This is a genomic window from Novosphingobium sp. (assembly GCF_039595395.1).
GTDB lineage: Bacteria > Pseudomonadota > Alphaproteobacteria > Sphingomonadales > Sphingomonadaceae > Novosphingobium.
On the sequence record NZ_JBCNLP010000001.1, the window covers coordinates 174,763 to 201,207 of the forward strand.

General features: G+C 65.3%; 27 protein-coding genes and 1 tRNA gene. 11 read left to right on the plus strand and 17 right to left on the minus strand.

Annotation, left to right across the window (positions count from 1 at the left end; translation table 11 throughout):
* Positions 1-164: 164 nt before the first annotated feature.
* From ABDW49_RS00935 to ABDW49_RS00975, 9 genes are all read right to left on the minus strand, one after another.
* Positions 165-572, minus strand: a complete 408-nt coding sequence (locus tag ABDW49_RS00935; RefSeq protein WP_343609021.1) for a DUF3035 domain-containing protein — start codon at positions 570-572, stop codon at positions 165-167.
* 5 nt (positions 573-577) lie between these two features.
* The gene (gene lspA, locus ABDW49_RS00940) at positions 578-1,150 is read right to left on the minus strand and encodes a signal peptidase II (RefSeq protein WP_343609022.1); all 573 of its coding nucleotides are present in this window, start codon (positions 1,148-1,150) and stop codon (positions 578-580) included.
* Positions 1,147-4,017, minus strand: a complete 2,871-nt coding sequence (gene ileS / locus ABDW49_RS00945) for an isoleucine--tRNA ligase (protein ID WP_343609024.1) — start codon at positions 4,015-4,017, stop codon at positions 1,147-1,149. The genes lspA and ileS overlap by 4 nt, the downstream gene beginning before the upstream one ends.
* A 286-nt stretch (positions 4,018-4,303) precedes the next feature.
* Entirely contained in the window at positions 4,304-5,233 is a 930-nt protein-coding gene (locus ABDW49_RS00950) for a bifunctional riboflavin kinase/FAD synthetase (protein WP_343609026.1), read from the minus strand.
* Between the two features lie 10 nt (positions 5,234-5,243).
* Positions 5,244-5,726, minus strand: a complete 483-nt coding sequence (locus ABDW49_RS00955; protein WP_343609027.1) for a dihydrofolate reductase — start codon at positions 5,724-5,726, stop codon at positions 5,244-5,246.
* Positions 5,727-5,737: 11 nt separating this feature from the next.
* The gene (locus ABDW49_RS00960; protein WP_343609028.1) at positions 5,738-6,793 is read right to left on the minus strand and encodes a 5-(carboxyamino)imidazole ribonucleotide synthase; all 1,056 of its coding nucleotides are present in this window, start codon (positions 6,791-6,793) and stop codon (positions 5,738-5,740) included.
* Between the two features lie 18 nt (positions 6,794-6,811).
* A complete protein-coding gene (gene purE, locus ABDW49_RS00965) occupies positions 6,812-7,306 on the minus strand; it encodes a 5-(carboxyamino)imidazole ribonucleotide mutase (protein ID WP_343609029.1) in 495 nt (164 codons plus the stop codon).
* A 3-nt stretch (positions 7,307-7,309) separates the two neighbouring features.
* Complete coding sequence (gene gpmA, locus ABDW49_RS00970; RefSeq protein WP_343609031.1) at positions 7,310-7,996, minus strand: 2,3-diphosphoglycerate-dependent phosphoglycerate mutase; 687 nt, start codon at positions 7,994-7,996, stop codon at positions 7,310-7,312.
* A 118-nt stretch (positions 7,997-8,114) separates the two neighbouring features.
* A complete protein-coding gene (locus ABDW49_RS00975) occupies positions 8,115-8,264 on the minus strand; it encodes a hypothetical protein (RefSeq protein WP_343609032.1) in 150 nt (49 codons plus the stop codon).
* Positions 8,265-8,424: 160 nt separating this feature from the next.
* Between ABDW49_RS00975 and ABDW49_RS00980 the strand changes: the two genes are divergently transcribed.
* The 3 genes from ABDW49_RS00980 to ABDW49_RS00990 all read left to right on the plus strand — a co-directional run bounded on the left by ABDW49_RS00980 (position 8,425) and on the right by ABDW49_RS00990 (position 9,573).
* Positions 8,425-8,499, plus strand: a tRNA-Thr gene (locus ABDW49_RS00980).
* A gap of 227 nt (positions 8,500-8,726) precedes the next feature.
* Positions 8,727-9,269, plus strand: a complete 543-nt coding sequence (locus tag ABDW49_RS00985; RefSeq protein WP_343609034.1) for a type II toxin-antitoxin system antitoxin SocA domain-containing protein — start codon at positions 8,727-8,729, stop codon at positions 9,267-9,269.
* A 139-nt stretch (positions 9,270-9,408) separates the two neighbouring features.
* Positions 9,409-9,573 carry a hypothetical protein gene (locus ABDW49_RS00990; RefSeq protein WP_343609036.1) on the plus strand — a complete coding sequence of 55 codons (165 nt, stop codon included), beginning with the start codon at positions 9,409-9,411 and terminating at the stop codon, positions 9,571-9,573.
* 73 nt (positions 9,574-9,646) lie between these two features.
* Here ABDW49_RS00990 and ABDW49_RS00995 read toward each other — a convergent pair whose 3' ends face one another.
* From ABDW49_RS00995 to ABDW49_RS01005, 3 genes are all read right to left on the minus strand, one after another.
* Positions 9,647-11,866, minus strand: coding sequence for an EAL domain-containing protein (locus ABDW49_RS00995; protein ID WP_343609037.1), 2,220 nt, complete (start codon positions 11,864-11,866; stop codon positions 9,647-9,649).
* 208 nt (positions 11,867-12,074) lie between these two features.
* Positions 12,075-13,286: a M20 family metallopeptidase gene (locus tag ABDW49_RS01000; protein ID WP_343609039.1), complete on the minus strand. Its 1,212-nt coding sequence runs from the start codon at positions 13,284-13,286 to the stop codon at positions 12,075-12,077.
* 12 nt (positions 13,287-13,298) lie between these two features.
* Complete coding sequence (locus ABDW49_RS01005; RefSeq protein ID WP_343609041.1) at positions 13,299-14,183, minus strand: CDP-alcohol phosphatidyltransferase family protein; 885 nt, start codon at positions 14,181-14,183, stop codon at positions 13,299-13,301.
* A 391-nt stretch (positions 14,184-14,574) separates the two neighbouring features.
* On the opposite strand from ABDW49_RS01005, the gene ABDW49_RS01010 reads away from it, so the two are divergent.
* The 3 genes from ABDW49_RS01010 to ABDW49_RS01020 all read left to right on the plus strand — a co-directional run bounded on the left by ABDW49_RS01010 (position 14,575) and on the right by ABDW49_RS01020 (position 17,426).
* Positions 14,575-15,675: an inositol-3-phosphate synthase gene (locus ABDW49_RS01010; RefSeq protein WP_343609043.1), complete on the plus strand. Its 1,101-nt coding sequence runs from the start codon at positions 14,575-14,577 to the stop codon at positions 15,673-15,675.
* A 331-nt stretch (positions 15,676-16,006) separates the two neighbouring features.
* On the plus strand, positions 16,007-16,759 hold the full coding sequence (locus ABDW49_RS01015) for an NTP transferase domain-containing protein (RefSeq protein ID WP_343609045.1): 753 nt from the start codon (positions 16,007-16,009) through the stop codon (positions 16,757-16,759).
* 109 nt (positions 16,760-16,868) lie between these two features.
* Positions 16,869-17,426, plus strand: coding sequence for a hypothetical protein (locus tag ABDW49_RS01020; protein ID WP_343609047.1), 558 nt, complete (start codon positions 16,869-16,871; stop codon positions 17,424-17,426).
* Between the two features lie 264 nt (positions 17,427-17,690).
* On the opposite strand, the gene fabI is transcribed toward ABDW49_RS01020, so the two are convergent.
* From fabI to ABDW49_RS01035, 3 genes are read right to left on the minus strand one after another with little or no spacing between them, the layout of a single operon-like run.
* Positions 17,691-18,494 carry an enoyl-ACP reductase FabI gene (gene fabI / locus ABDW49_RS01025; RefSeq protein ID WP_343609049.1) on the minus strand — a complete coding sequence of 268 codons (804 nt, stop codon included), beginning with the start codon at positions 18,492-18,494 and terminating at the stop codon, positions 17,691-17,693.
* Positions 18,495-18,512: 18 nt separating this feature from the next.
* Positions 18,513-19,484 (minus strand): YihY/virulence factor BrkB family protein, encoded by a 972-nt coding sequence (locus ABDW49_RS01030; RefSeq protein ID WP_343609051.1) that lies wholly within the window; start codon positions 19,482-19,484, stop codon positions 18,513-18,515.
* 7 nt (positions 19,485-19,491) lie between these two features.
* The gene (locus ABDW49_RS01035) at positions 19,492-20,442 is read right to left on the minus strand and encodes a DnaJ C-terminal domain-containing protein (protein WP_343609053.1); all 951 of its coding nucleotides are present in this window, start codon (positions 20,440-20,442) and stop codon (positions 19,492-19,494) included.
* Positions 20,443-20,596: 154 nt separating this feature from the next.
* Here ABDW49_RS01035 and pdxH point away from each other — a divergent pair, with 154 nt between their 5' ends.
* Both pdxH and ABDW49_RS01045 read left to right on the plus strand, forming a co-directional pair.
* A complete protein-coding gene (gene pdxH, locus ABDW49_RS01040; RefSeq protein WP_343609054.1) occupies positions 20,597-21,223 on the plus strand; it encodes a pyridoxamine 5'-phosphate oxidase in 627 nt (208 codons plus the stop codon).
* Positions 21,220-22,143, plus strand: coding sequence for a cation diffusion facilitator family transporter (locus ABDW49_RS01045; protein WP_343609056.1), 924 nt, complete (start codon positions 21,220-21,222; stop codon positions 22,141-22,143). Before pdxH ends, ABDW49_RS01045 begins: the two co-directional genes overlap by 4 nt.
* A 227-nt stretch (positions 22,144-22,370) precedes the next feature.
* Here ABDW49_RS01045 and ABDW49_RS01050 read toward each other — a convergent pair whose 3' ends face one another.
* Complete coding sequence (locus ABDW49_RS01050) at positions 22,371-23,480, minus strand: serine hydrolase (protein ID WP_343609058.1); 1,110 nt, start codon at positions 23,478-23,480, stop codon at positions 22,371-22,373.
* Between the two features lie 55 nt (positions 23,481-23,535).
* Between ABDW49_RS01050 and ABDW49_RS01055 the strand changes: the two genes are divergently transcribed.
* Entirely contained in the window at positions 23,536-23,949 is a 414-nt protein-coding gene (locus ABDW49_RS01055) for a hypothetical protein (RefSeq protein WP_343609060.1), read from the plus strand.
* 236 nt (positions 23,950-24,185) lie between these two features.
* Here the strand turns inward: ABDW49_RS01055 and mnmA are convergent, their stop codons facing one another.
* Positions 24,186-25,337: a tRNA 2-thiouridine(34) synthase MnmA gene (mnmA, locus tag ABDW49_RS01060; protein WP_343609061.1), complete on the minus strand. Its 1,152-nt coding sequence runs from the start codon at positions 25,335-25,337 to the stop codon at positions 24,186-24,188.
* Between the two features lie 196 nt (positions 25,338-25,533).
* Between mnmA and ABDW49_RS01065 the strand changes: the two genes are divergently transcribed.
* Positions 25,534-25,992, plus strand: a complete 459-nt coding sequence (locus ABDW49_RS01065; RefSeq protein WP_343609062.1) for a hypothetical protein — start codon at positions 25,534-25,536, stop codon at positions 25,990-25,992.
* Entirely contained in the window at positions 25,989-26,288 is a 300-nt protein-coding gene (locus ABDW49_RS01070) for a DUF1153 domain-containing protein (protein WP_343609064.1), read from the plus strand. The genes ABDW49_RS01065 and ABDW49_RS01070 overlap by 4 nt, the downstream gene beginning before the upstream one ends.
* Positions 26,289-26,445: the final 157 nt, after the last annotated feature.

Sequence of the window (26,445 nt, forward strand, 5' to 3'; positions counted from 1 at the left end):
GCGCGGCAAGCTGGGCGCAAGGCCGAACCCGAAGCGCAACGCAGACAATAAAGGGAGCGCGAGGGCGATGGCCCTCGCATCTTCTCTTCTTCCTGAACCCCGAAAAAACAAAACCGCCCGCGAGTCTCCTCGCAGGCGGCTGTGTAAACGCGAAAACCGGAGCCTTACTTGGCTGTGGTCGTCTGCGCCTCGCGACCGTTGCCTTCGGGCGCCGCGATGATGTCGCGGGTGATGTCGCCCTTATCGACGGCGTTGGTCTTGGGGTCGGCGGCGGTGGAGCGGATGCCTGCCTCGGGTTCGCCGGCCTTGCGCAGGGTGGCGTTTTCGACCGGGCTCTTGCCGGCTTCGCCGCCGAACATGGCGGCCAGTGCGTCCTGCTGGCTGCTGCGGCTGGCGGGGCGCGGGGCACCGGGTGTCGGCGGGGTCATCGCGAAATCGGGCGGAATGTAGAGCGGGGCCTGGCGCTGCACCGCGAATTCATCGGGGCGCACGCGCGCGAAGAGACGATCGGTGCAGCCCGACAGCGTCAGGGTGATGGCGCTCGCCAGCAGAATGGCGGTGGACTTGCGCATGTGTATCAGCTCTCCGTCGCGGTGTTGGCCTGATCCTGTGGCCGAGAGGCGCGCTTTTCGCCTGAAAGGAAGGATCGGGCAAGGATAATCAGGACGCCGATGGTGATCGCGGCATCCGCCAGGTTGAAAATGAGGAAGGGGCGGAAGGCGCCGAAGTGCAGATCCGCATAATCAACGACATAGCCAAGGGCAGCGCGGTCGCGGATGTTGCCCAGCGCGCCGCCCAGGATCATGCCCAGCGCGGCGGTGTCGGCAAAGCGCTTTTCGCGCAGCAACCAGATGGTGACGAAACCGGCGATCAGCGCGGTCATGCCGACAAGCGCCCAGCGCGCGCCGTCCGACCCGGCGGTGAAGAGGCCGAGGGAGACGCCGAAGTTTTGCCGCCAGCTCAGGCCGAAGAAGGGGATGATCGGCAGGTCGGGAACGGCGGGGTTCCAGGTGGCGGTGCTGATGTTGCGATCATAGATCGCCGGCAGGCCGATGGGGTGCACGACCGCCCACTTCACCGCCTGATCGGCGGCAAAGGTCAGGGCGGCAACGCCCAGGCCCAGCAGGCGGTTGCGCTTGAAGCTGCTCATTCAGCCGTTTCCATGGCAGAAACGACATGATCGCAGCGTGAACAGAGATCGCCGTCCTCGGTCACGTCGGGCAGGTGGCGCCAGCAGCGGCCGCATTTTTGCGCCTCGGTGCGGGTGACGGCCAGAGCCTCGCCGCGATGCACGGCGGCGCTGATGAACAGTTCGGCCAGATCGGCTTCAGGCGCATCGGCGGGGACGGTGACTTCGGCTTCCAGCGAGGAACCGAGGGTCTTGTCACGGCGCAGAGGCTCGATGGCGGCCAGTGCCTCGGCGCGCAGGGCACGCAGGGCGGTCCAGCGTTCGGCGTCCAGCGTGGCGGCGGGGATGGCGGGCCATTCCTGCAGATGCACGCTCTCGCCGGCGAAGCGCGACTGCCAGACCTCTTCGGCGGTGAAGACCAGCACCGGCGCGGCATAGCGGATCAGCGCGTGGAACAGCACGTCCAGCACGGTGCGATAGGCGCGGCGCTTCACGTCATCCGCAGCGTCGCAGTACAGCGAATCCTTGCGGATATCGAAGAAGAAGGCCGACAGGTCCTCGTTGCAGAAATCGACCAGCGAGCGGACATAGGCGTTGAAGTCGAAATCCTCGACCGCCTGCTTGAGCACACCATCGAGCTGCGCCAGCAGGCCCAGCACATAGCGCTCCAGCTCGGGCATCTCGGCGACATCGAGACGTTCCGCCTCGGTGAAGCCGTCCAGCGCGCCCAGCAGATAGCGGAAGGTGTTGCGCAGCTTGCGATACTGGTCGGCGATGCCCTTGAGGATCTCGTCACCGATGCGGTGATCCTCGGTGTAATCCACCGACAGGGCCCAGAGGCGCACGATATCCGCGCCATAGGTCTCCATCACCTTGAGCGGGTCGATGGTGTTGCCCAGCGACTTGGACATCTTGTGACCCTTGGCATCCATGGTGAAGCCGTGAGTCAGGATGGCCTTGTAAGGCGCATGGCCGCGCGTGGCGCAGCCTTCCAGCAGCGAGGACTGGAACCAGCCGCGATGCTGGTCGCTGCCTTCGAGATACAGATCGGCATGCGGGCCCTTGTAGCCTTCGGGGCGCAGCAGATCGGGCCAGCGACCCGATTCCAGCACAAAGGCATGGGTGCTGCCCGAATCGAACCACACGTCGAGAATGTCGGTGACGCGCTCGTAATCGGCCAGATCGTAGTCGGCGCCCAGATAGGCCTGTGCGCGTTCCTCGTCCCAAGCGTCGACGCCCTCGGCCTTGATGCCCTCGATGATGCGGGCGTTGACGGCCGGGTCGCTGAGATACTGGCCGGTCTTGCGGTCCACGAACAGCGTGATCGGCACGCCCCAGGCACGCTGGCGGCTCAGCACCCAGTCAGGGCGGCCTTCGACCATGGCGCTGATGCGGTTGCGGCCCTTTTCGGGGACGAAGCGCGTGTCGGCGATGGCCTTGACGGCGATCTGGCGCAGGGTCTCGCCTTCGCCCTGATCGGCGCGGATGCCGGCTTCAGTGGCGCAGAGCGGGGTCTGGCGGTCGATGGGGCGGTCCATGGGGACGAACCACTGCGGGGTGCAGCGGAAGATCACCTTGGCCTTCGAGCGCCACGAATGCGGATAGGAATGCTTGTAGTCGGCGCTGGCCGCCAGCAGGCCGCCCGCTTCGCGCAGGGCGGTGCAGATCGGGCCGTCGGGCGCGTTGAACTTGGGGTTGATGACCGAGCCTTCGCCGCCCAGCCATTCCCAGTTGGCGCGATACTTGCCATCGCCCTCGACCGCGAAGACGGGCTCGATGCCATGGGCCTTGCAGAGCAGGAAGTCGTCCTCGCCATGGTCGGGCGCCATATGGACCAGACCTGTGCCCGAATCCGTGGTGACGAAATCGCCAGCGAGGAAGGGGCGGGGCTTGGTGAAGAAGGGGCTCTCGGGGAACTGCGCCGCCATCGGGTGGCGGGCGACGGTGCCGGCGAGGTCCGCGCCCTTGAAGGTCGCCAAGGCGTGCTCGGATACATTCATGCCCGTGGTCAGCCCATCGGCGTGCGGGGCGAGGCCCGTGCGCTCGAGGAAGGTGCCCAGCAGATCCACAGCGACGAGGAAACGGCGGCCGTCATCGGCGCGATAGAGGTGGTAATCCACCTCCGGCCCATAGGCCAAAGCCTGATTGGCCGGGATCGTCCAGGGCGTCGTCGTCCAGATCACCGCATAGGCGCCGACCAGCTCGGCGATCGGCGATTCCGTGATTTCAAACGCCACGTCGATCTGGGTCGAGGTGATGTCCTCATACTCGACCTCGGCCTCGGCCAGCGCGGTCTTTTCCACCGGCGACCACATCACCGGCTTGGCACCGCGATAGAGCTGGCCGCTCTCGGCGAACTTCAGCAGCTCGGCCACGATGCCCGCCTCCGCGGCGAAATCCATCGTCAGGTACGGGTTGTCCCAGTCGGCATTCACGCCAAGGCGCTTCAACTGCTCGCGCTGGGCATCGACCCACTGGCGGGCATAGGCGCGGCACTCGGCGCGGAATTCCTTGGCGGGAACCTCGTCCTTGTTGCGCTTCTTCTTGCGGTACTCTTCCTCGACCTTCCACTCGATGGGCAGGCCGTGGCAGTCCCAACCGGGCACATAGGGCGCATCCTTGCCCAGCAGGCTCTGGGTGCGGACCACCATGTCCTTGAGGATATGGTTCAGCGCGTGGCCGACGTGAATGTTGCCATTCGCATAGGGAGGGCCATCATGCAGGATGAACTTCTCGCGACCCGAGCGGGCATCGCGCAACTTGCGATAAATATCCTGATCCTGCCAAGCCTTCAGAATGCCGGGCTCCTTCTGGGGGAGGCCCGCCTTCATGGGGAAATCGGTCTTCGGCAGGAAGACGGTCGGTCGGAAGTCGCGCTTTTCGGTCATGATGGCGCGTGCCTTAGCGATTGTAAGGGATTCCTGCAAATGTCTGGGAGGCAGAAAGAGAAGATGCGAGGGGGTTACCCCCTCGCGCTCCCATAATGTCTTCCGGCGATAGGGCAGTGGTGTCCGACCGTAGCGGCCAAACTCTCCACCTGCACAAGCTAAAGCGCCGCAGGCTTTGGAAAATCATCTGCCTGCGGCGCCGCAAACTATGCGCAAGGCCGAACCCGTAGCGCTCACGCAGACATTAAAGGGAGCGCGAGGGCGATGGCCCTCGCATCTTATCCCTTCAAACTTCTTCCAGAACCTTCCGGGCCAGATCGCAATCCGCCCCGATCTGCTCGATCAGCGCGTCCATCGACTCGAACTTGGCCTCACCGCGCAGGAACGCGTGGAAGGCCACCTCGATCTCCTGCCCGTACAGGTCTTCGGAGAAATCGAAGAAATGCGGTTCGAGCAATTCCTTGGGCGGATCGAAATGCGGGCGCACGCCGATGTTCGCCGCGCCTTTCAGCACGCGGCCATCGGGCAGGTGCCCGGTGACGGCATAGATCCCATAAGCCGGGCGCAGATAGTCGCCCAGCGCCAGATTCGCCGTGGGAAAGCCGATGGTGCGGCCCAGCTTGTCGCCATGCTGCACGGTGCTGCGGATGGCGAAGGGGCGGGTCAGCAGGCGGGTGGCGGTGGCGGGGTCGCGGTCGCGCAGGGCGTCGCGGATGCGGCTGGAGGAGATGACGCCTTGCGTATCCTCCACCGGAGCGACGGCGCGGGCTTTCATGCCGATTTCCGCGCCCAGCGTGGCGAGGGTGGCGATATCGCCCTCGCGCCCCTTGCCGAAGGTGAAATCGGTGCCGGTGACGACGCCCGCCGCGCCGATGGTGTGGCCCAGCACGGCGTGCACCCAGTCATGCGCCGAGGTGGCGGCGAAGGCGCGGGTGAAGTTGAACACCAGCATGGCATCGGCCCCGGCCTGCGCGAAAAGCTCCTGCCGCTGGTCCAGCGTGGTCAGGCGGAAGGGCGCGGCATCGGGGGCGAAGATGGCGACGGGGTGCGGGTCGAAGGTGGCGACGATGGCCGGGCGGCCCTCGGCCTTGGCCCAGCGGATCGCCTCGCCCACCACGGCCTGATGACCGGCATGGAAGCCGTCGAAATTGCCCAGGGCGACGATGGCGCCGCGCAAGGCTTCGGGGACGGGCAGGTCGGAGGTCAGGCGAATCATGGAGTCTGCCCTATAGGTGACGCTTCAGCGTCACGAAAGCGAAGCCGGGGCGGCTGTTTTCCGGGGCGTGGGTTTCACGTGAAACCTCATGCCACTGGGCCCCGAGGGGCGGCATAAAGGTGTCGCCCTCGACTGTCAGATCGACCTCGGTGAGTTCGACGCGCGCGGCACGGTCCATAAACAGGGCGTAGATTTCCGCGCCGCCGACCACGGCCACTTCGCCATCGCCCGCCAGTGCTAGAGCCTGTTCGACGCTATGCGCCACCTCGGCACCCTCGCGGGCCCAGCCTGTGTCGCGGGTCAGCACGATATGGCGGCGACCGGGCAGGGGGCTGGGGAAGCTCTCGAAGGTCTTGCGGCCCATGATCATCGGCTTGCCAAGGGTCAGCGCCTTGAAATGCTTCAGATCCGCCGGAAGGTGCCAGGGCAGGCGGTTGTCCACCCCGATGGTGCCATTGGCCGCGCGGGCATAGATCAGGAACAGCTCGGCCATGGGCGTGGGCCTTACAGCGTCAGCCGGGTGACATGGCCCATCTTGCGGCCGGGTCGGATCGAGGCCTTGCCGTAAAGATGCAGATGGTTGGCCGGATCGGAGAGGATGCCTGCCCAGTCCTGCGCATCGTCGCCGATGATGTTGCGCATCTCGACGCCCTTGGCGGCCAGGCCGGTGTCGCCCAGCGGCAGGCCGCAGATGGCGCGGATATGGTTTTCGAACTGGCTGGTGATCGCGCCCTCGGTGGTCCAGTGACCGGAGTTGTGGACGCGCGGGGCCATCTCGTTGAAGATCGGGCCTTCCGCCGTGGCGAAGAACTCCACCGCCAGCACGCCGACATAATCGAGCGCTTCGGCAATCTTGCGCGCCAGAGTGCGAGCGGCGGGCACTTGTTCCAGCAATTCGGGCGCGGCGGGCACGGTGGAGAGGGCAAGGATGCCGCTCTCATGCACATTCTGCGCCGAATCCCAGAAGCGGATATCGCCATCGGCACCGCGCGCGAGAATCACCGAGAACTCGCCGAAGAAGCGCACGAAGCCTTCATAGACCAGCGGCACATCAGGAAGATCGATGGTTTCAGCGTCCTGCGGCGTCATGATGCGCCACTGGCCCTTGCCGTCATAACCGTCGCGTCGGGTTTTCAGGATGCCGGGGGTGCCGATCTCGGCCATGGCGGCTTCCAGATCGGCGCGGCTGTCCACGGTGGCGAAGGGGGCGGGGGTGCCGCCCAGATCGCGGACCATGCTCTTTTCGCTCACCCGGTCCTGCCCCACTTCCAGAGCGCGGGGAGGGGCCAGCAAAGGTGTGGGCGCAATCGCCGCCAGAGGCCCCACCGGCACATTCTCGAACTCATAGGTGACGACAGCGCAATCCGCCGCGAAGGCGCGCATGGCCTTCGCATCGTCCCACGCCGCCTGCGTAAAGGCCGCGCAGACCTCGGCGGCCACCGAATCCTCTTCGGGCGCATAGATATGCACCCGGTAACCAAGGTTCGCTGCCGCCATGGCCATCATGCGGCCCAATTGGCCGCCACCCAGAATGCCGATCGTCTCGCCGGGGGGAATCATGGTTTTGGAAATTATCCTTCAGGTGTCGGTGGGGCGCTCGGCCACCGATTCGGTCTGCGCCACGCGATAGGCTTTCACGCGCTCGGTCAGGGCCGGGTCGCTGGTGGCCAGGATCTTGGCGGCCAGCAGACCCGCGTTCACGGCACCGGCTTCACCGATGGCCAGCGTGCCGACCGGCACACCGGCAGGCATCTGCACGATGGAGAGCAGCGAATCCTGCCCCGAGAGCATCTTGCTCTGCACGGGAACACCCAGCACGGGCAGATGCGTCATCGAGGCGACCATGCCCGGCAGATGCGCCGCGCCGCCGGCGCCCGCGATGATGACCTTGAAACCCTCATCCGCCGCGCCCTTGGCGAATTCCACCAGACGGTCGGGCGTGCGATGCGCCGAAACGATGCGCACATCATGCGGCACATCCAGCGCGGTGAGGGTATCGGCGGCCTTCTTCATGGTGTGCCAGTCAGACTGGCTGCCCATAACGATGGAAACAATGGCTCCGGGACGGGTCATGGCTTAGCGCTCCGACAGGTAGTAGCGTTCCGTGGCATTCAGATCGCCATCGAGTTCAAAGATGATGGGCTGACCGGTGGGGATTTCAAGGTCGAGAATGTCCGCATCCGAAATCTTTGACAGATGCTTCACCAGCGCGCGCAGCGAATTGCCATGCGCGGCAACGATCACCGTCTCGCCAGTCTTGAGCTGGGGTGCGATCGCTTCCTCGTAATAAGGCAGCACGCGGGCGATCGTGTCCTTCAGACTCTCGGTCTGGGGGATGGCGATGCCGGCGTAGCGCGGATCGGTCGAGAGATCGAACTCGCTGCCCTTCTCCTGCACCGGGGGCGGCACATCGAAGCTGCGGCGCCAGATCTTCACCTGCTCCTCGCCGTGCTTCTCGGCAGTCTCGGCCTTGTTGAGGCCGGTCAGGCCGCCATAGTGACGCTCATTCAGGCGCCAGTCCTTGGTTTCGGGAATCCAGGCCAGGCCCGAGGCTTCCAGCGCCAGATGCAGCGTGCGGATCGCGCGCGTCTGAAGCGAGGTGAAAGCGACGGTGGGCACCACGCCCTTGTCCTTGAGCAGCTCGCCGGCGGCCATCGCCTCGGTCTCGCCCTTGGGGGTCAGATCGACATCCCACCAGCCGGTGAAGCGGTTTTCAAGGTTCCACTGGCTCTGGCCGTGGCGGACGAGGATCAGGCGAGGCATCGGTAATGGGCTCCCTCTCGTAGAGGCCGGACCGTGCGCCGACGAATGTGGCGGGAGGCGGCCCGGCAATAACAGGCCCGAGGCCCTAGCCGGTTGGCCCGGATTTGGAAAGGAAAGCTTATGCGCCTTTTTCGTTCTCTTCGTTGCGCTGTATGGTGTCCTCCGCGTTCAGCGCGCGGGCCTGCGTTTTGCGGCGGCGCAGATTTTCGCGCAGCTTGGCGGCAAGGCGTTCCTCGCGGGTGAGGGGGGCGGGCTGGTCGGAGGGCATGAGGTTTGATCAAATCCTGAAGCGTCTGGCGTGATGGCAAATTGCCTCGCATAGTTTTTCACACAATGCAAAACAGGCGCTTGACAAGGGGTGATCGGGCCGTCATTAGCGCCCCCCTGCCCGGCGGCGCTTTTCGCTCCAAACGGCAAGACTGTGGTGTGCTGCTGTAGCTCAGTGGTAGAGCGCATCCTTGGTAAGGCTGAGGTCGGGAGTTCAATCCTCCCCAGCAGCACCACAGTTTCTCCCCCGGTTTCAGCGAAACCGGCGGTGGCTTGAGAGCCTTTCCTTCATCATCATATGGCAGGCGACGCAGGGCATCCCTGCATCATCGCAGCCGCCGTGTGCCGGGCTGCCCGATGCCGCATGGCCTTGAAAGGCTTCGCAGCTGGCCTCAAATAGGTTATGAACAAACCGTGCCCCTCTGGTGCCGATGCGCAGGTGGGGCTTTGATTCAGGACGACTATGATGGCCACCGCCTTGCCGATGCCAGCCTCCACGGTCGCTTCCGTGGCGAATGAATTCCTCAGTCTGGCGGCGGCCGAACCCAGCTTTCCGCCGATCGACCAGATGAAGCTGCAAAAGCTGCTGTTCTATGCGCATGCATGGCATCTGGCCTATGGCAAGGGCCCGCTGTTCGAGAACGACTTCGAGGCATGGCCCTGGGGCCCGGTGATCCGCGACGTTTATCTGCAGACCAAAAGCTATGGGCGCGGCCGGGTGACGGCCCCCATCACCGAACTGTCGCTGGATGACGGGGCGGCAAATGTGCGGGCGCCCACGGGGGTGGCCACCGCCGCGCTGCGCGATTTCATCAAGAACGTCTGGGACACGTTGAAGGTCTATGACGGCATTCAGCTCTCCAACTCGACTCACGCGCCGGGCGAACCATGGACGGTGGTGAGCGAGAAGCAGGGGACGGCGAACAAGCCTTTCATCCCCAACGAGTTGATCCGACAGGTTTTCGCCAAAAAGCTGGAGAAAAACGCTGAGAATCCCGCCGCCTGAGAACACGTCCAGCGTTCCGGATCATGCCACGAGGAAGGGGCTCAACGATTATACCGGCAATGAGGCGGACAATCGCGTCCTCTATCTGAACTTCGGCGTCTTCAAATATGGCACCAATGACAAGACCCATGCCGCCGCGATGGTCCTGTCGCTGCTGCTGTTCGTCACGCTGGTGGGGGTGCTGATCTTCGGCAAGGGCGACGCCATGTCGACCGAGGCGTTCCACTGGCTGGGCAGCGCGTTTCTGTTCGTGTCGGGCGTGGCGATCGGCAAGGGCGGAGAGGATCGCAAACCGGGAGCCTGAGATGGGCCGGGGGCGAGGATCGCGTGCCCCCCTCTCGTCGGAAGAGGTTGTGGGAGCGCGAGGGGGCCCCCCCTTATTTCCCCGGAATCATCCGCTCCAACTCCTGAGCCCCCACAGGCCGGCTGACCAGATATCCCTGAAAGTGGTTGCACCCGCACATGGCCAGCCGCCGCCGCTGGCTTTCGGTCTCCACCCCTTCGGCCACGATATCCAGCCCCAGAGCACGGCCCAGCCGCACGATGGCATCGATCAGCGCCTCGGCCTCTTCCCCGCTGTCGAGGTTCTGGACGAAGCTGCGGTCGATCTTGATCTTGTCGATGGCGAAGCGGTGCAGATTGGTCAGGCTGGAATAGCCCGTGCCGAAATCGTCGAGCGCAATGGTGAAGCCCTCCTGACTCAGCACGGTCAGATTGTTGCGGGTGACGCCTTCGTCGCCCAGCAGGGCGGTTTCGGTGATCTCGAACTCGTAATGGCGCGGGTCGATGTCATATTCGGCCACCAGCCGGGTGACCATCGCCATGAACACGGGTGAGCGCAATTGCAGCGCCGAGAGATTCACCGCCACGCGCAGGCCCGGCCAACCGTGCGTCTCCTCGAAGACGCGGCGCAGGATATATTCACCAAGCTCGTGAACCAGACCGCTTTCCTCGGCCAGCGGGATCAACACGGTGGGGGAGATCGGCCCTTTCTCGGGGTGATGCCAGCGCACCAGCGCCTCGACGCTGACCACGCGGTCGTCGCGGTCGATCTGCGGCTGATAGGCCATATGGATTTCGCCGCTGGCCAGGGCATGGCGCAGATCGCCCTCCAGCGCGCGGCGCAGGCGCAGGGCGGCATCCATCTCGGGCTCGAAGAAAGCGGTGGTGTTGCGGCCGGCTTCCTTGGCGGCATAAAGCGCCAGATCGGCCTGACGCAGCACATCGGAAGGCGCGGTCTGCGGGTCGGAGACCATGGTGATGCCGATCGAGCCGCTGATCTCCACCTGACCGAAGGTGAGGTCGATCGGCTGGGCCAGCTCGCGCAGGATCCGCCCGGCCAGATGCGAGGCGCCCGCCGCCGTGGTGCCGGGCTGCAGGATGACGAACTCATCGCCGCCCAGCCGTGCCACCGTATCGGATTCGCGGCAGAGCTGCTTCAGGATGATGCCCACCTTCTGGATCAGCTCGTCACCCGCATGGTGGCCCAGCGTGTCGTTCACCTCCTTGAAGCGGTCGAGGTCGAGGCAATGCACCGCCAGATCATTGGCCGGATCGAAGGCATGGCGCCGGGCGATGGCCAGCATGTTGGTCAGCCGGTCGAACATCAGCGCGCGGTTGGGCAGGCCGGTCAGCGTGTCGTGATAGGCGACATGGCGGGCCAGCGCCTCGCTGTCGATCAGCTCGCGGGTGATCTGCGAGGCTTCGCGGATGAAGATCCAGGCACCCCAGGCAAAGGCCGCCAGCAGCATGATGAGCGGCGCGGCGATCTCGCGCAGCAGGGCGGTGCCGGGGCGCTGCGGGGTCCACACCATCCAGCCCAGTCCGGCCCCGTCGAGCCCCTTGAGCTGCACGCGCGCCATCGTGTCATTGCGCGGCGCGTCCGGCGTCACCACCATATCCTCGATATGGTAACGCTGGCCAAACAGGTTGAGCATCGGCGCATCGAGGGGAATGGCCAGCATGGCGATGGCCAGCGGCCCCTCGCGCGGTTTGACCTTGCCGCCATCGGGCTGAATCAGATGCGCGCTGACGATCCACACCTGCCCCTCGGCGCGGGCCAGCGCGGTGGTGTGGACGGCATGGGCCAGCGCCTGTCCCGAGACGGGCGGTTCATGCGCGGCCGCATCGCGCTGGCGCAGCCCCGGCAGCATTTTCGCGGCGGCGGGGGCGAAAGGGGCGAAGATCGCATCGGGCGAGGCACGGGTGGGCTTGCCGTCGCGCGCGGCATAGGCGGGGCGCCCGTCGCCCTGAAGCACGAAGGCGCGCGTGGCCCCCACCTGCGAATGCATGAAGACGGTGAAATAGGCATCGGCCCAGGGGCGGTCGAGCCGGTTGCCCAGATGATCGACCGCCTCATCCCATTCGACCTGCGGGATGACCCCCTGCTCCAGCTCATGCATGCGCAGGGCCAGGCCGCGCTCGACCATGGCCTGCTCATGCTCGCGCGCCTCGCGGTCGTTGCTGGCCACCAGCCGCATGGCGATGACCGCCAGCAGCACCAGCGCCACCACTGAGACGATCACCACCGGGCGGAAGATGCGGGCGCGGCGTTGATCGAAGCTGGACTTGAGATCAGGGGCGGATGGGGCACTCATGCCGGACGACGCCTTGCGGGCACGGCGCCATGGCGCCTTTCGAGTGCAGCGCCGGGAGGCCCGGAAAGCAGGCTGTGGCCATGACCATGGTGACCGGGTTTCATGTTAGCGCCATAGTCCGTGCCATGTTAGGGAAGCTTGCGGAGGTTTCCTAAGCAATATCCCCAAAGTTTTCTTGCGATGGGATCAGGGTTTGCCCGGTTGGAGGCTAGAATCCGCGCTCCAGAAAGGCCTGACCCAGCCCCGCCAGCAGCGCGCTGCCGCGCGGCAGCACCTCTTCATCCAGCACCATGCGCGGCGAATGGATGCCATTGGCCTGCGTGGCATCGACATCCCGGTGCGCCGCGCCCAGAAACAGCATGGCGCCCGGCGCTTGCTCCAGCACATAGGAGAAGTCTTCCGCGCCCATGATCGGCGCGGGCAGGCGAAGGAAGCTGTCGGGGGCGAACAGCGCGCCACTCACCGCTTGTGCCAGATCGACCGCGCGCGGATCGCAGAGCGTCACCGGAAAGCCGGGATGCACCGTGACTTCTGCCTTCTGGCCATGCGCCGCGGCGATGCCCTGGGCCAGCTTCGTGATCGCCTCGCGCAGCGCGGCGCGGTTGGCGGGGGAGAGCGAGCGCATCGTGCCCTTCATATGCGCGCTGTCGGGGATGACATTGTGAGTGGTCCCTGCCTCGATCTTCGCGATGGTGACCACCACCGGATCATGCGCGTTGAACTGGCGTGTCACCATGGTCTGGATCGCGGAGACGATCTCGCAGGCGACGGGAATCGGGTCGGCGGCGTGATGCGGCATGCTGGCATGGCCGCCCGCGCCGGTGACGGTGATGTCGATCTGGTCGGCGCTGGCCATCAGCGCCCCGGCGCGGCCCTGCACCTGCCCGTGCGGCGCATTGGGCATGACATGCAGCGCGAAGGCGGCATCGGGTTTGCGGCCATCGGGCGTTTGCAGCAGCCCGTCATCGATCATGAAGCGGGCGCCGTGATGGCCTTCCTCGCCGGGCTGGAACATGAAGAGCACGTCGCCGGGCAGGCTTTCCGCGCGGGCGGCCAGCAGTTCCACCGCGCCGGTCAGCATGGCGGTATGGGCGTCATGCCCGCAGGCATGCATGGTGCCGGCAATGGTCGAGGCGAAGGGCAGGCCGGTTTCCTCGCCCATCGGCAGCGCGTCCATATCGCCGCGCAGCAGCACCACGCGGCGATGGTCCGCCGGGCCTGCCCCGCCGCGCAGAAAGGCGGTCGCGCCGGTGGTGGAGGGGCCCTCACGCCATTCCAGCGGCAGATGGGCCAGCGCCGCCTTCACCTTGGCCAGCGTTTTGGGGGTCTGCAGGCCCAGTTCGGGCTCGGCATGGATGGCGCGGCGCAGGGTGGTCAGGCGTTCGGACAGATCCTGCGCTTCGTCATAGAGCGTTGCCATGCACGCCTCCCTTTAACCGATCGCCTTCAAAATCCGCAGAGCCGCGGCATTATGCATGCTGATCGAGGCCTTGAGCGTCAGATTGAGGCCGATGACCAGCCACAGGAAAAACCAGATCGGGCTGCCCGCCAACATGGAAAAGCCCAGCAGCACCGCACGCGGGTTGGGGCCCAGCACTTTCAGGATACCCAGCAGGGCAGGCGCCTCCTTGCGGGCGGCGGTGCGAATCGACTCCAGCCGGGCGGGATTGCCCTGCGCCGCATCGACGGCCTCGTCGATCTGCGGCGTGTTGCCGGCGAATTTGCCGCCGACATACATATAGAGCGACACCAGCGCGCCCGAGGCGCCCTCCTTGGTGCTGGCATCGGCCTTTTCGCGCGTCTGGCGAATCCAGGGCTTGGCATAGACCCACCATTGGTAGGAACGCTTCTGTACCTCGACATGGTTGGCTTGAATCACATGGGAGACGCCCGCCGCCAGCATCAGCGGCCAGGCGATCAGCCCGATCAGCGACGAGCCGGTCCAGGCAGAAATCTGTTCATAAGCGATCCAGCCCAGCACAAAATACATCACCACATGGCTGGCATAATCGCAGATGCCGTCCACCATCTCGCCGATGGGGCTGGCCCGGCCGGTGATGCGGGCCAGATCGCCATCGGCGCCGTCCCACACATGCCAGGCCATATGCAGCGCCATGCCGAGTGCCGCGCCCTTCCAGCCCCAGCCATGGGCAAAGCCCCAGCCATAGACAAAGGCCGCGCCCACCACATTCATCGCCCCGATGACGGACACGATGTTGGGCGTCAGCGGAGTCTTGGCCAGCAGCAGCGCCAGACGCCACGCCAGCGGGTGATAGAGGTAATGGTTAAGGCCATCCTGCAGCTCACGCGGGCGCATCGGCCGCTGAGGGCGACCCGGCTTCCTGTCTGGCCCAGAGTCTGGCGACGTATTCATCTGCGTCTTGCCATCTGTCGCTGCCTTGCCCCCAACCGATGCCATGCGCTTGCGAATGCCCTTTGCTGCTGTATAAAAAATGCGTAAAAACGCCTGATGTGCCGCGAAGGGGCCTGCAACTCATCGCAAACCTGCGCTATAGCGACGAAAGCAGCATAGAGCCAAAATGCTAGACGTAACACCGCTTTGTGGCGTTGCTGCGACAGTTTTGCCGGGGCGTTGCTCATCTGCCTGCTTGACCCCGGCCCAACTTCTTGCTTTGGACCTGTGATTTACCGAGAAGCGCGCAAAGGCGGACGACGCCCCCCGCGTCTCGCCTGGAGGAATCGAATTGATGAAACCGATTAAGGTCGCCGTGATCGGCGTGGGCAATTGCGCCAGCTCGCTGGTTCAGGGCGTTGCCTATTACCGTGCCAACAACTCGTCGGAAGGTCTGATCCATGACCGCATCGGCGGCTATGGCGCGGGTGACGTGGACTTCGTGCTCGGCATCGATGTCGACAAGCGCAAGGTCGGCAAGGACATCTCCGAAGCCATCTTCGCGGGCCCCAACTGCACCGCCGTGTTCCATGCCGACGTGCCCGCCAGCGGCTCGAAGGTCATCATGGGCAAGATCCTGGACGGCGTTGCCGACCACATGACCGGCATGGGCGACAAGGGCTTCATCCTGGCCGACGAACCCGAAGCCACCAAGGAAGGCATCATCGCCGCCATCAAGGACAGCGGCGCCGAGGTTCTGGTGAACTTCCTGCCCGTGGGTTCGGAAACCGCCACCGAATTCTACATGGAATGCGCGCTTGAGGCCGGTGTGGCCGTGGTGAACTGCATGCCCGTGTTCATCGCCAGCCGCCCCGAGTGGGAAAAGCGCTTCGCTGACAAGCGCCTGCCCATCGTCGGCGACGACATCAAGGCCCAGGTCGGTGCCACCATCGTGCACCGCGTGCTCTCCAGCCTGTTCGCTGCCCGCGGCGTGACCGTGGAGCGCACCTACCAGCTCAACACCGGTGGCAACACCGACTTCATGAACATGCTCGACCGCCAGCGCCTTGGTTCCAAGAAGGAATCGAAGACCGAAGCCGTGCAGGCCATGCTGGCCACGCGCCTTGAGGATGAGAACATCCACGTCGGCCCCTCGGACTATGTTCCCTGGCAGAAGGACAACAAGCTGTGCTTCCTCCGTCTGGAAGGCGCGCAGTGGGGCAACGTTCCCATGAACCTGGAGCTGCGTCTCTCGGTTGAAGACAGCCCCAACTCGGCCGCCTGCGTGATGGACGCCATCCGCTGCTGCAAGGTCGCGCTGGAGCGCGGTGAGGGCGGCGCCCTGACCGGCCCCTCGGCCTACTTCTGCAAGCACCCGCCGGTGCAGTTCAGCGACGATGTCGCCGCGCAGATGGTCGAGAGCTACATCGCTGACCCGGCCATCGCTGCCGAGTAAGCTGTTCGCTTTTGAACAACATGACGCCGGTTGGGGTTGCCCAGCCGGCGTTTTGTTTTTTGGGTTTGGAAGAGGAAGGAAGAAGCGAGGGGGTTACCCCCTCGCGCTCCCATGACGTCTTCCGACGCAAGTGCAGGGGGGGGCGCATCGTGGTGCCCAGCCTCTCCACCTGCGTTACCTAAGGCGCCGTAGGCTTTAAACCTTTTCTGCCTGCGGCGCGGCGAACCCGAGCACCCCGGCCTAGTCAGGGCGCAATGCAGACACTAAAGGGAGCGCGAGGGCGATGGCCCTCGCATCTTCACTGTTCTTATAAACCACCCGAAAGCCCCGAATGGACGCCCTGATCATTGCCGCCGGATACGGCAGTCGCCTTGCCGACATTTCGCCCAGCAAGCCGCTGACTCCGATCGCAGGCATCCCCTTGATCGAACTGGGCATCCGCAACGCCAAGGCGGCGGGCGCGGGCAAGGTGGTGGTGGTCACGGGCCATGCGGCGGATCGCCTGGAGGGCGCGCTGCCCGCTCTCTCCGACCGCGTGGGCATCGCGGTGGAGCCGGTGCGAATCGGTGACTGGTCGAAGCCCAACGGCTGGTCCGTGATGGCCGGTGCCGAGCATATCGCGGGCGACTACCTGCTGATGATGGCGGACCATATCTTCGCCCCCTCGATCCTGCAGCGCCTGGCCAAACAGGGCGGGCCGACACGCGGTGTGACTCTGGCCGTTGATCAGCGTATCGACAGCCCGCTGATCGATCCCGACGACGCCACCTGGGTTGAAACCGACGAGCGGGGCTTCATTCAGGCCATCGGCAAGACCATTCCCATCTGGAACGTGGTCGATTGCGGCGCCTTCCTTGCCACGCCCGAACTGGCCGCCGCCATCCGCGAGGCCATCGATCAGGGCAAGGGCGGCAGCCTGTCGGAGGGCATGCAGGTGCTGGCCAACCGGGGCCGCGCAGCGACCTTCGACATCGGCGAGGACGAGAACGACGCCTGGTGGATGGATGTGGATGACCCGCGCGCCCATGAACTGGCCGAGGCACTGGCGCCGCGCTATCTGGCGGATTATTTCCACGACCGGTAAGGCGTTTCAGCCGGGCCGAGGGAACAAACCGGCTCAGCTTCAGCTACCATTCAAGGGCGACACGGCCTATACCGGCCCCACTGCCTGCCACACGCCAAGGAGCCTGCCCATGAACCGCCTTCTTCTCGCCGCCAGCACCGTTCTGGCCGGGGCTCTGGGGCTGGGCACGCCCGCAATGGCGCAGGGGGCCGATGGCAGCCGGGTCAACATGGTCATCGTCTATGGCGACGACAAATGCCCCGAAACCAACGATCAGGACATCGTGGTCTGCGCCCGCAAGGAAGAGGGCGAGCGCTATCGCATCCCCGAGCCCTTCCGCAACCCCGGCAGCACCAACAACACCTCCTGGACCGAGCGGGTGAAGAGCTACGAAATGGTGGGCGCCACCGGTACGCTCAGTTGCTCGCCGGTGGGCAGCGGCGGCTGGACGGGCTGCGCCAACCAGTTCGTGCATAACGCCTATCTCGAGAAGAAGATGGGCAGCGATGTCGCCTTCTCGAAGATGATCCAGGACGCCCGCGCCGAGCGCGAATCGCATGTCGATGCCGATGCCGCCGCCACCCAGTCGGCGGTGGAAAAGGAAGAAAAGGCCTATGACGAGCGCCAGCGCGCCAAGGCCGAGGCGGATGAGGCGGCTCGGGCTGCCGGCACCGCGCCTGCCAAGTAAGGGTTTGAAGGGATAAGGCAGGGGGCCATCGCCCCCTGCACCCCCGTTACGTCTCCCGACGCAAGGGCAGTGGTGCCGCATTGTAGCGCGCGACCTCTCCACCAGCGCAACGAAAAGGCGCCGCAGGCAGGAAGCCCCGGCGCCTTTCTTGTCGTTTAAGCCTGCGGCGCGGCGACCTTAGCCCTGTGGCCGAATCCGATGCGCCACGCAGACATTCATGGGAGCGCGAGGGGGTAACCCCCTCGCACCTTCCCCTTAAACTTCTTAGCTCAAGGCAATATCGGGAGCATCTTCCTGCTTCATGCCGATGATGTTGTACCCGGCATCCACATGGTGGATTTCGCCGGTCACGCCCGAGGACAGGTCCGACAGGAAGTAGAGGCCAGCCCCGCCCACATCCTCGATCGTCACATTGCGACGCAGCGGCGAGTTCAGCTCGTTCCACTTCATGATGTAGGAGAAATCGCCGATGCCGCGCGCGGCCAGCGTCTGGATCGGGCCTGCCGAGATGGCGTTGACGCGGATGTTCTCCGGCCCGCAATCGTTGGCCAGATACTTCACGCTGGTTTCCAGGGCGGCCTTGGCCACGCCCATCACATTGTAGTGGGGCACAACCTTTTCGGCGCCGTAATAGGTCAGCGTCAGGATCGAACCGCCGTTGGGCATCATTTCGCGCGCGCGCTTGGTCACGGCGACCAGCGAATAGGCCGAAATGTTCATCGTCATCAGGAAGTTATCCAGCGTCGTGTCGTAATAGCGACCGCGCAGCTGGGTCTTGTCCGAAAAGCCGATGGCGTGGACGATGAAGTCGATGGTGTCCCAGCGCTCTTTCAGCTTGTCGAAGGCCGTGTCCAGAGCATCCATGTCGGCCACGTCGCAATCGATCAGCAGGTCGCTGCCGAGCTGCTCGGCCAGCGGGCGCACACGCTTTTCGAGGGCCTCGCCCTGGAAGGAGAAGGCCAGCTCGGCACCCTGTTCGTGCAGCTTCTTGGCGATGCCCCAAGCCAGCGACTTGTCATTGGCCAGCCCCATGATCAGGCCACGCTTGCCCTGCATCAATCCGCTCATTCGTATATTCCCTGCATTCTATTGGCCGCGCCGGGCGCGGTCGTCTGACTGTCCGATCATGTCGCGCTCTGCCGGCAAGGCCAGCGCCGCGTTCAACTCGGCTCCTGTAACGATCCCTAAGCCGACGAGCCAGAAAAAGAAAAGCGAGATCATCACACCGGCGAGGCTGCCGTAGGTAAGGTCGTATTTAAGCAACACTCGCAGCAGCACCGGCAGCACCGTGCTGACCACGCCCCACCACAGGGTGACCAGCGCGGCGCCGGGCCATTTGGGGTAGATGCTGCGGCGATAATGGCCGGGCGCCAGCATGTAGAACAGCAGATACATCGCCCCGAACAGGATGACGGCGGGCAGCAGCCGGGCGATCGGCATCTGGACCAGCCTGAGCCCATGCTGCGCCATCGGGTTCAGGCGCTCGGTCACGATCGAGGCGCTGGCATCCATCGCCACCTGCAGATAGAGCGAGAGCAGCAGCGCGATCACCGCCATCATCACCAGCCCGCCACCCAGCAGGCGATAATGCCAGAAGGGCTGGGTCGCCTGCATGCCATAGGCGCGGCGCAGAATGTCACGGATGGTTTCGATCAGGCTGGAGACGGTCCACAGTGCCACCAGCCCGCCCGCCCAGAGCAGCCAGCCCTTGCGCGCCTCGATCACGCCGCTGGCCACCGGCTCCAGCGCCTGGCGGACGACAGGGGGCAGGGCGGTCATGAAGGCATGGACCGAGGCGGCGCGTTCATGCTGCTCACCGATCATCGAGAAGACGGCGGACATGACGATGAAGAAGGGAAACAGCGTCAGCATCGTCATATAGGCGAGGTTGCCCGCATGGATGAAGCCGTCGTTCCACACGCCCGCCACCACGCGGCGGATCACCTCCATGCCGCCCGCGCCGACGTGGCGCTCCACCGATTGCAGGCGCCCCGTCAACGACCGCCCCCCGTTACGAGCATCGCTGCCGGTATCGGAGGTGTCGTTGCGCGGGGTCATAAAGCTTTTAAAGCCCGAAGCGGGCCCGCGGTTCCTGCGGGTCGCTCCAGCCCTCCAGCCTTGCGGCCAGATCCTGCGCGGCCGCGCTGTCGGCTGCGGGCAAGGCGATGTCCAGCCGCACGAGCTGATCGCCGCGCGTGCCGTCCTTGCGGGTAAAGCCCCGGCCCTTGAGCCGCAGCATACGGCCCGAGGAGGAACCGGGCGCCACGGTCAGCACCACCGGGCCCTCCACCGTGGGCACCTTCACCTTGGCGCCGGCGACGGCCTCGGCCAGCGAGACCGGCAGGTCGAGCAGCACATTGTCGCCATCGCGCTTGAACCATGGGTGGGGCTGGATGGTGACGGTGATGATGGCATCGCCCGCGCCGCCCGGACCCTGCTGGCCCTTGCCCGCAAGGCGGATCTGCATGCCCTCTTCCACGCCCTTGGGCAGCTTCACATCGATGGGCTTGCCGTCGGAGAGCGTCAGCCGCTGGCTGGTGCCCAGCGCGGCATCGGGCAGCGAGACGGCCAGGCGATAGGCCATATTGCCGCCGCGCGGCGCCTGACGCTGCTGCGCCCCGCCGCCAAAGCCGCCGCCGAAACCGCCACGTCCGCCGAACAGCCCGTCGAACATGCTGCCCAGATCGACACCTTCCGCGCCCGCGCCAAAACCGCCGAAGCCGCCGAAATCCTCGGGGCGGAAACCGCCATGGCCCGCACCGCCCCCGCCGCCGAAGCCGCCATAGGCCGGATTGCCGTCGCCATCGATCTCGCCCCGGTCGAACCGGGCGCGCTTGTCCTTGTCGGACAGCAGATCATAGGCGGCGGTGACGTCGCTGAAACGCTCCGCAGCTTGCGGATTGTCCTTGTTGGTGTCCGGGTGCAGCTCCTTGGCCAGCTTGCGATAGGCGGACTTGATGTCCTTCTCGCCTGCGTTGCGTGCCACGCCCAGGGTTGCGTAAGGGTCTTTTGCCATAGGCCCCTAGCTAGGAGCGTGAAGCGCAAGCTGCAAGATAGCGCGTTCAGGAAGAGGAACCGAAGCCAAGCGTTTGCGCCTTTTCATGCCGCCCCGGCCCGTTTATGCGAAGGCGCCAAGGGCGAAGGCTTTCGCCGCAGCAGGAAGAAACAGCGTGGACGCCAGCCAGCAGCGTGAAGAGATCGCGCAGGACAACCCTTTCACCCTGTTCGACCAGTGGTTCGCCCTGGCCGCCGAGCGCGAACCGGCCGACCCCGAAGCTGTGGCCCTGGCCACCTCGACGCCCGACGGCTTTCCCTCGGCGCGCATGGTTCTGCTGAAGAATCACGGCCCCGATCTGCTGGGCCCCGATGGCGGCTTCGTCTTCTACACCAACACCCATAGCCGCAAGGGCGGCGAGCTGCTGGCCAATCCGCGCGCCGCGCTGCTGTTCCACTGGAAGAGCCTGCGCCGCCAGATCCGCATCGAGGGCACCATCACCCAGGTTCCCGACGCGATGGCCGACGCCTATTTCGCCAGCCGCAGCCGCGATTCGCAGCTCGGCGCGCTGGCCAGCGACCAGTCGGCGCCGCTGCCTTCCTATGCGACCTTCCTTGCCGATATCGCCAAGGTGACGGCGCGCCATCTGATCGGCCCCGTCCCGCGCCCCAAGCACTGGACCGGCTTCTGCCTGGTGCCCACCGCGATCGAATTCTGGATGGACCGCGCCTTCCGCCTGCACGAACGCCGCCGCTTCACCCGCGAGGGAAGCGGTTGGACCAGCACGCTGCTCTATCCATGAGCGGCACCCATGACCACGCGGCGCTGAACCGTAGCGCCGCTCTGGCCTCGATCAGCATGGCCAGCCTGCTGGTGGCGATCAAGGGCTATGGCGCCTGGTCGACCGGATCGGCGGCGATGCTGGGCAGTCTGGCCGATACGGCGCTCGATCTGGTCGCCTCGGTGGCGACGCTGGCGGGTGTCTGGGTGGCCGGGCAGCCAGCGGATGACAATCACCGCTTCGGCCATGGCAAGGCCGAGGCGCTCTCCGCCCTGTTTCAGGTGGTGCTGATCGGCGTTTCCGCGGTGGTTCTGGCGATTCACTCGGTGCAGCAACTGATCGCGGGTGGCCGCAGCGAGCAGGCGGGCGAGGGCATCATCGTTTCTGCGGTGGCCATCGTCGGCACGCTGGCCCTGCTGGCTTGGCAGCGCCATGTGCTCTCGCGCACGCGCTCCATCGCGATTGCCACGGACCATCTGCACTATCAGTCGGACCTGATTCTCAACGTCGCGGTGATCATCGCGCTGGCGCTGGATCAATATGCCGGTTTCACGCGCGCTGACCCATTGTTCGGTCTGGGGATCGCGCTGTGGCTCGGCTGGGGGGCGTGGAAGGCCAGTCAGGAAGCCATCGAGCAACTGATGGACCACGAATGGCCCGAGGACAAAAAGGCCCGCTTTATCGAGGTGCTGGCGATGCATCCCGAGCTGCGCGGCGTCCACGATCTGCGCACCCGCACCAGCGGCAATCAGGATTTCGTGCAGTTCCACGTCTGGATCGACGGGAACATGACGGTGACTCACGCCCATAAGGTGATGGACGAGATCGAGGCCAAGCTGAAAACCCATTTCCCCGATGTGGAGATTCTGATTCATCCCGATCCGGAAGGGCATGTGGGTGAGAGCGGGGTGATGGCCGAGGATATTTTGAAGGGGGTTTGAAGGAAGAAGATGCGAGGGGGTTACCCCCTCGCGCTCCCGGAACGTCTTCCGACGAGATGGCAATGGTGCCGCATCGTGGCGCTCAGACTATCCACCTGCGCTACCTAAAGCGCCGCAGGCATCAAATCTTAAAGCCTGCGGCGCGGCAAGCCAGGCGCTAGGCCGAACCCTATGCGCAACGCCGACAATTAAAGGGAGCGCGAGGGCGATGGCCCTCGCATTTCTCTTTATTCTTCAGAACCCACATAAAGCGCCACGATATCCCCCAACCGGGACATCAACGCCGGGCGCTCCTTGCCGAGCGATTTGCCCAGCCGCACCACGGTCAACTGCTGATCGGGCGAGACCAGAATATACTGCCCCAGATGCCCGATCGCCGCGAAGAGGTTCTTGGGCGCACGGCCGGGCAGCAATTCGCTATGCCCATCCACCTGCGGGCGGTTCAGCCAGATCTGCGCGCCGTAACCCGGATTGCGCGGCGAGGGGGTGGTCATGAAACTCACCCAGTCGCTCGGGACGATGCGGGCGCCTTGCACGGTGCCGCCCAGACGCAGGAACTCGCCGAACTTGGCCCAGTCGCGCGCGGTGGCGTGGATCATGCTGCCGCCCTCCAGCGTGCCTGCCGCGTCATACTCCGCAACCGCCGAGTGCATGCCCAAAGGCTCGAACAGGCGGGTGTGCAGGTAGTCGGCCATGGTCTCGCGGCGGATGGCGGGGTTGCGGCTGTCGGTCAGGGCGCGGGTGGCGATGTCGGACAGGATCACGGCCGTCGCGGTCGAATAGACCCAGGTGCTGCCGGGCTCATGCTCCAGCGGCTGGGCCTCGGCATAGGCGGCCATATCGTCGCGCCCGTCGGTGAAGAGCATGCGCACGGTGTCGGTGTCGCGCGTCGGATCGCCCGTTTCGCGGTGGCGCAGGCCGGAGCGCATCTGGAGCAACTGGCGCAGGGTGATCTCGCCGCGCGGGTCGCCGGGGCGCTGCCACGCGGGCACGGGAATCGATTCGTCGAGCCTCAGCCGCCCATCGGCCACCAGCAGGCCGACCAGCACGCCCGTCACGCTTTTCGACATCGACCAGCCGATCAGCGGCGTGTTCTGGCCATAGCCGGGGGCATAGCGCTCGGCCACGATGCGGCCCTTGTACATCACCAGCAGAGCGCGGGTTTCGCCCAGATCGCGCTCGGTAAACAGGGTGTCGATGGCGCGGGCCAGAGCCTCACGCGGGGCGCCGGGATGGTCGTTCACCGCCGCAAGCGCTTCTGGCGGCAAGGGAGGCTGCCCCTGTGAATGGCACGCCATCAGGGCTGGCAGCAGCGCCAGCGGCGCGATAAGGGACATCCAAGATCGAGGGCGCATCACCATGGGCCCCACCCCATGCGCAAGGCCAGAGCCAATGGCAACCATAAAGCCCAGACATATCACCCTCCTGGCCCAGATCACCCGGATCCTGCGCCGCCTGAGCCAATGGCGCCCGGATATCACCCGGCTGTGGCGCGGCTGGACAGGCCGAATCATCGGACTGCTGGCGGTGGCGGGCCTGGCGGTGCTGGCATGGTTCTGGCCGTCGATTCACGGCGATGCGGTGGCAGGGGCCTCGGTGGGCGCGCGCGTGGCCTGCGCCTGCCACTTTATCGAGGGCCGCCCGCTGGGCCAGTGCTCCGACGATTTCGAGCCGGGGATGGGGATGGTCACCATCTCCAGCGATGAGTCCGCGAAAAGCGTGACGGCGCGGGTGTTGTTGATTTCGCGCCAGACCGCGACTCTGAAGCCGGGGGCGGGGTGTGTGCTGGAGTCATGGGGAAGTTAGGTTTGGAAGTAAGGAAGATGCGAGGGGGTTACCCCCTCGCGCTCCCAGAACGTCTTCCGACGAGAGGGCGGTGGCGCCCGATCCTTGCGCCCGATCTCTCCACCTGCGCGACCTGAAGCGCCGCAGGCAATGAAACTTAAAGCCTGCGGCGCGGCAAACTGGGCGCGAGGCCGAACCCTTGGCGCAACGAAGACATTAAAGGGAGCGCGAGGGCGATGGCCCTCGCATCTTATCCTTCAATTCTTCATCGTCTCATCGATCCAGCCGCCCCCGACAACGCGGTCCCCGGCATAGATCACCGCCGCCTGCCCCGGCGCTACGCCATATTCGGGCGAGAGGAAACGGATCACCGTATCGGCGCCATCGCCCAGCGGCCCGTCCAGCACCACCGGCACCGGCTTGGCGAGGGAACGCACCTTGGCGGTCAATGAAACACCCTCCGGCAAAGGCCCGATGCGATTGGTCTCCGTAATGCGCGCGGCGCCAACCGCCAGCATCGCGCGCGGGCCGACCAGCACCTGCGATTGCGCAGCATCGATGCCCACCACATAGAGCGGCTCGGCCTGACCGCCGATTTCCAGACCCCGGCGTTGGCCCACCGTGTAGTGGATCACGCCCTTGTGCTGGCCCAGAGTCGCGCCGGTTTCCGCATGGACGATGGCCCCGCCCGTGTCCGCGTCAGGGCGGATGCGGCGCACGACGCTGGCGTAATCGCCATCGGGCACGAAGCAGATGTCCTGAGAATCCGGCTTGGCGGCGACGCGCAGGCCGAACTGCTCGGCAAGGTCGCGCACCTGCGTTTTCGGCAGGCCGCCCAAGGGGAAGCGCAGATAATCGAGCTGCGCCTGCGTGGTGGCGTAAAGGAAGTACGACTGGTCGCGCGCGGGATCGAGGGCGCGGTGCAATTCGGACCCGCCCGGACCCATCACGCGGCGCACATAATGGCCGGTGGCGAGGCAGTCGGCGCCAAGGTCGCGAGCCATGGCGAAGAGGTCGGTGAATTTGGGCCCCATGTTGCAGCGGATGCAGGGGATGGGGGTGCGCCCCTCCATATAGTCATTGGCGAAACCCTCGACCACCGACTCACGGAAGGAGGATTCGTGGTCGAAAACGTAATGCGCGATGCCGAGGCGATCCGCGACCGCGCGGGCGTCGCGGATGTCGTCTCCGGCGCAGCAGGCGCCCTTGCGCTTCACCGCCTCGCCATGGTCGTAGAGCTGGAGGGTAATGCCGATGACCTCCGCGCCGCTTTGCGCGGCCAAAGCGGCCACCACCGATGAATCGACTCCGCCTGACATGGCCACGACGATGCGGCGCGTGTTAAACGGCTGGGAAAGCTGAAAGATCTCGCCATGGTCGAGCGTGATGGTGCTGGTGGGGGCGTTCATGGCCCGCCCCATACACCCAAGCAGCATTTTTCGCAAAAAGCGGCGGTTTTCTGCCGCAAGCGGCAGCCAAGCGGCAGGGGAAAGCCGCCAAATCTTGCCGCCTAGCAAGGAAGGTTGCTCCGCGTTAACCATTCTCAAACAAGTGTAAAGCGCGCTTTGACATCGTCTTTACCAACGCAGGTTACAAGCCTGCGTCATGGATATGACATTCGATTCCCAGACATGGGCTGCAGCGGGGCTGGCAGGCGATTCGGAACTGGGGCGACGCCTCTTTTCCGGCGGGTCGCCTGCGCGCCTCGACTGGCCGACGCTGGCCGCGCGGCTGGCGGCGGCGCACGCTTTTCAGCGCCATGGCGGGCTGGCGGGCGAGGCCGGCATGGGCGGGGGCGCTTTCATGCTTCGCCCCGCGGCCTGCAGTTTTCATGAACCCAGCGCGCGGGTTCTGGCGGCATTTACATCTGTTCCACCCGAGGAGCCGCCCGGCTGGGACGAGGCGGACGCTAAGCGGCTGACAGGGAACGCAGCCTTGGGCCGGGAGATAGGAAAAGTGTCACACACCGTTAACCCTACCTCTTCAGCCGATCGCAAAAACACATCTGGCAATGATGGAACTGTTGCCGGCCTCTTCCCTTCCGGCAATCGAGGGTTGAAATGATCGAGAACCAAAAGATCCGCCCGGCCATGGTGATCGGGCCACTTGGCGAGCCGCTGACCATCGAGTCGCTGCCGCCGCCGTCGACCACGCGTTGGGTCGTGCGCCGCAAGGCAGAGGTGGTTGCGGCCGTCAATGGCGGCCTGCTGACCATCGATGAGGTCTGCGACCGCTACAGCCTGACGCTGGAGGAGTTTGCCTCCTGGCAGCGGGCGGTGGACCGTTCGGGCATGCAGGGCCTGCGCGTGACGCGCATCCAGCATTACCGCGACCTCTACGAGCGTCAGCAGAAGTACTGATACCCTTTTCGAAGGGAATGCAGGCATGAGGCGGGTGCGGGGCGATGGTCCTGCGCCCGCCTCATGCGTTTGGGCGGGCGTGTTGCGCATGCGGCGGTTTGCTATGCCGCATTGCCTTTGCGAAAAACCGTTTCCACTTTTTCGCGCGATGCTGGAG

Excerpts from the sequence above, each read along its gene's own strand:
- ABDW49_RS00935 (WP_343609021.1), bottom strand. The coding sequence starts at position 572 with ATGCGCAAGTCCACCGCCATTCTGCTGGCGAGCGCCATCACCCTGACG.
- lspA (WP_343609022.1), bottom strand. The coding sequence starts at position 1,150 with ATGAGCAGCTTCAAGCGCAACCGCCTGCTGGGCCTGGGCGTTGCCGCC.
- ileS (WP_343609024.1), bottom strand. The coding sequence starts at position 4,017 with ATGACCGAAAAGCGCGACTTCCGACCGACCGTCTTCCTGCCGAAGACC.
- ABDW49_RS00950 (WP_343609026.1), bottom strand. The coding sequence starts at position 5,233 with ATGATTCGCCTGACCTCCGACCTGCCCGTCCCCGAAGCCTTGCGCGGC.
- ABDW49_RS00955 (WP_343609027.1), bottom strand. The coding sequence starts at position 5,726 with ATGGCCGAGCTGTTCCTGATCTATGCCCGCGCGGCCAATGGCACCATC.
- ABDW49_RS00960 (WP_343609028.1), bottom strand. The coding sequence starts at position 6,793 with ATGATTCCCCCCGGCGAGACGATCGGCATTCTGGGTGGCGGCCAATTG.
- purE (WP_343609029.1), bottom strand. The coding sequence starts at position 7,306 with ATGACCCGTCCCGGAGCCATTGTTTCCATCGTTATGGGCAGCCAGTCT.
- gpmA (WP_343609031.1), bottom strand. The coding sequence starts at position 7,996 with ATGCCTCGCCTGATCCTCGTCCGCCACGGCCAGAGCCAGTGGAACCTT.
- ABDW49_RS00975 (WP_343609032.1), bottom strand. The coding sequence starts at position 8,264 with ATGCCCTCCGACCAGCCCGCCCCCCTCACCCGCGAGGAACGCCTTGCC.
- ABDW49_RS00985 (WP_343609034.1), top strand. The coding sequence starts at position 8,727 with ATGATGGCCACCGCCTTGCCGATGCCAGCCTCCACGGTCGCTTCCGTG.
- ABDW49_RS00990 (WP_343609036.1), top strand. The coding sequence starts at position 9,409 with ATGGTCCTGTCGCTGCTGCTGTTCGTCACGCTGGTGGGGGTGCTGATC.
- ABDW49_RS00995 (WP_343609037.1), bottom strand. The coding sequence starts at position 11,866 with ATGAGTGCCCCATCCGCCCCTGATCTCAAGTCCAGCTTCGATCAACGC.
- ABDW49_RS01000 (WP_343609039.1), bottom strand. The coding sequence starts at position 13,286 with ATGGCAACGCTCTATGACGAAGCGCAGGATCTGTCCGAACGCCTGACC.
- ABDW49_RS01005 (WP_343609041.1), bottom strand. The coding sequence starts at position 14,183 with ATGCGCCCGCGTGAGCTGCAGGATGGCCTTAACCATTACCTCTATCAC.
- ABDW49_RS01010 (WP_343609043.1), top strand. The coding sequence starts at position 14,575 with ATGAAACCGATTAAGGTCGCCGTGATCGGCGTGGGCAATTGCGCCAGC.
- ABDW49_RS01015 (WP_343609045.1), top strand. The coding sequence starts at position 16,007 with ATGGACGCCCTGATCATTGCCGCCGGATACGGCAGTCGCCTTGCCGAC.
- ABDW49_RS01020 (WP_343609047.1), top strand. The coding sequence starts at position 16,869 with ATGAACCGCCTTCTTCTCGCCGCCAGCACCGTTCTGGCCGGGGCTCTG.
- fabI (WP_343609049.1), bottom strand. The coding sequence starts at position 18,494 with ATGAGCGGATTGATGCAGGGCAAGCGTGGCCTGATCATGGGGCTGGCC.
- ABDW49_RS01030 (WP_343609051.1), bottom strand. The coding sequence starts at position 19,484 with ATGACCCCGCGCAACGACACCTCCGATACCGGCAGCGATGCTCGTAAC.
- ABDW49_RS01035 (WP_343609053.1), bottom strand. The coding sequence starts at position 20,442 with ATGGCAAAAGACCCTTACGCAACCCTGGGCGTGGCACGCAACGCAGGC.
- ABDW49_RS01045 (WP_343609056.1), top strand. The coding sequence starts at position 21,220 with ATGAGCGGCACCCATGACCACGCGGCGCTGAACCGTAGCGCCGCTCTG.
- ABDW49_RS01050 (WP_343609058.1), bottom strand. The coding sequence starts at position 23,480 with ATGTCCCTTATCGCGCCGCTGGCGCTGCTGCCAGCCCTGATGGCGTGC.
- ABDW49_RS01055 (WP_343609060.1), top strand. The coding sequence starts at position 23,536 with ATGGCAACCATAAAGCCCAGACATATCACCCTCCTGGCCCAGATCACC.
- mnmA (WP_343609061.1), bottom strand. The coding sequence starts at position 25,337 with ATGAACGCCCCCACCAGCACCATCACGCTCGACCATGGCGAGATCTTT.
- ABDW49_RS01065 (WP_343609062.1), top strand. The coding sequence starts at position 25,534 with ATGGATATGACATTCGATTCCCAGACATGGGCTGCAGCGGGGCTGGCA.
- ABDW49_RS01070 (WP_343609064.1), top strand. The coding sequence starts at position 25,989 with ATGATCGAGAACCAAAAGATCCGCCCGGCCATGGTGATCGGGCCACTT.